This is a genomic window from Nocardioides sp. (assembly GCF_050699375.1).
GTDB lineage: Bacteria > Actinomycetota > Actinomycetes > Propionibacteriales > Nocardioidaceae > Nocardioides.
This window is the reverse complement of sequence record NZ_JBOHDN010000204.1, coordinates 1-1,915: the sequence shown is the minus strand read 5'-3', so window position 1 is coordinate 1,915 and position 1,915 is coordinate 1. Positions and strand designations below refer to the sequence as shown.

Annotated in this window: 2 protein-coding genes; both read right to left on the bottom strand. The window is 72.2% G+C overall.

What is annotated here, in order from left to right; all coding sequences use genetic code 11:
* On the bottom strand, positions 1–928 hold a 928-nt coding region (locus ACRDPS_RS15025; RefSeq protein ID WP_431502454.1), incomplete at its 3' end, for an ATP-binding cassette domain-containing protein.
* Between the two features lie 195 nt (positions 929–1,123).
* On the bottom strand, positions 1,124–1,915 hold a 792-nt coding region (locus ACRDPS_RS15020), incomplete at its 5' end, for a hypothetical protein (RefSeq protein WP_431502453.1).

Here is a 1,915-nt window from a genome sequence, read left to right as displayed (position 1 = left end):
CGCGGTCGACCTTGTGGTCGAGCTCGCCCCGGAGCTTGCCGGCCGATACCTCGGCCTCCCCGGCACGCGCCTTCATGATGACCTTCGGGCGACGCTTGTTCTCGTAGTCGGTGCGGGCATAGCGCTGTCGCCGGGCGAGCTTGGTCTGCGCTTCGACCCGCTGTCGCTTCTCCGTACGCAGCTTCTGCTCGGCCGTCGCCAGTGCCTGCTCCGCCGCCGCCTGCTCGCGCTCGGCGTGCTCACGGAATGCCGAGTAGGGGCCGCCGTACACGCTCAACGAGCCGTCGCGGAGCTCGGCGGTCTCGTCCATCAGGTCGAGCAGCTCCAGGTCGTGGCTGGCCACCACCAGCGTGCCCCGCCAACCGGTGATCAGGTCGTAGAGCCGGTGCCGTGTTTCGTGGTCGAGGTTGTTGGTCGGCTCGTCGAGCAGCGCGATCTCCGCGCCGGAGAGGCTGACCCCGGTCAGGGCCGTCGCGACGGTCTCGCCGCCGGACAGCGTCGCGACCCGGCGGTCGAGATCGAGGTCGGGCAGCCCGCTGGACCCGAGCGCCGCCCGCGCCCGCTCCTCGACGCCCCAGTCGTCGGCGAGCACCTCGAAGTGGCGCGGATCGGCGTCGCCGGACTCGATCGCCCGCAGCGCGTCCAGACGATCACGTACGCCGAGCAGGTCGGCCACGGTGGCATCGGTCCGCAGCGTGATCTGCTGAGGCAGATAGCGGACCTGCCCTCGGGTCGAGACCGAGCCCGAGGTGGGCTCGAGCTCGCCCGCGACGACCCTGAGCAGGGTCGACTTGCCGGCTCCGTTGGTGCCGACCAGGCCGGTGTGCCCGGCGTTGAAGGCCGCGTCGAGGCCGCGCAGTGCGGTCGCGCCGTCGGGCCAGAGAAGGGTGAGGGCGTCGATGACGACGGCGGGGTTCTGCGTACTCATGGAGCTCCTGGATGTCTCAGCGGGGCGCTGGCATCGGAGCCGAGAGGCGATCGGCGACGTCAGCGCGGGAGGGCGGTGAGCGGCTCGCGGATCAGCACGATGAGTTCCTTCTGTGGGTGATGGTGTGACCAGTCTCCGGTACGTCCGGGCGTGGTCGCAACGGGTTTGTCCGGCCCGTTGCGACCTGCCTGGGTGTCAGCTCCAGAAGTCGAGGAGCTGTCCGGCGAGGCGCCGGCCCTGGGCGTGGCCGGCTCGCGCGGCAGGTGGCCGCGTCCCGGGGCTCATCATGTTGTCACCGAACGCGGTGAGCGAGTCGGTGTCCGGGAGGATCGTCTCGACCCGGCTGCCGCCCGCGCGGAGCTCGTCGCTCTGCGCGGCGAGATCGCTGCTCCACTCCGGTGGGTGCCGGGTTCGGCCGCCGAGGGGCGAGAGCACGAGGACGCGTTCGTACCCGGACGCCAGGTCGGCGTTCTCGCTGGAGCGCCGGTAGCCGCCGTCGATGTAGTGGCGATCGCCGATCCTGTACGCCGGGCCACCGGCGCAGCTGGCCGCGACCGCGTCGACCAGGTCGCCGCCGCTCTCACGGTCGAGCTCGACCGGTTCACCGGTGTCGGCGTCGACCGCGGTGAGGACCGTTCTTCGCTCCGGCCAGTGCTGACTGGGAAGCCTGGCGCGCACGGTGTCGTGCCACCGCGCCCGTCCTTCGGCACCCGCCTCCGCGGCCAGGTCGAGCGCGTCCGCGCCGCTCCGGCGGCGCATGTCGGCCAGATCGTCGGACGCGGCGATGATCGCGTTGGTCCTCTCCAGGTGGTCCATCCACGGGCCCTTCCGGCCAACGGATGGGCCCGGAGCTGTCCGGCGCAGCGGTGGCGCATCGAGGATCGCGGCGAGCAGCTCGGCCGGACTCGCGCCGCCGATCTGCGCGGCCGCGGTCGCTCCGGCGGAGGTGCCGACGACGAGATCGGCATCGGTCACGTCCAGCCCGCC